The following is a 239-nucleotide window of genomic DNA, read 5'->3' on the forward strand; positions in this document are numbered from 1 at the left end:
CCCTGTTCGACCTGACCTCGCTGCAGCGCGAGGCCAACGGCCGCTTCGGCTTCTCGGCCAAGAACACCCTCGGCCTGGCCCAGGCCCTGTACGAGAAGCACAAGGTCCTGACCTACCCGCGTACCGATTCGCGCCACCTGCCGGAAGACTACACCGCCACGGTGAAATCGACGATGGAGTCGCTGGCCGAGATCAACAATTACCACCAGTTCGCCAAGCAGATCACCAAGAACGGCTGG

At 62.8% G+C, this 239-nt stretch carries 1 protein-coding gene; it reads left to right on the plus strand.

Features of this window, described 5'->3' with window-relative positions; all coding sequences use genetic code 11:
• The coding region (locus tag KVT32_RS31420) for a DNA topoisomerase (RefSeq protein ID WP_254637106.1) at positions 1 to 239 on the plus strand (239 nt) is incomplete at both ends.

The sequence above is a fragment of the Achromobacter sp. GbtcB20 genome (genome assembly GCF_019091095.1).
Lineage (GTDB): Bacteria > Pseudomonadota > Gammaproteobacteria > Burkholderiales > Burkholderiaceae_B > Achromobacter > Achromobacter mucicolens.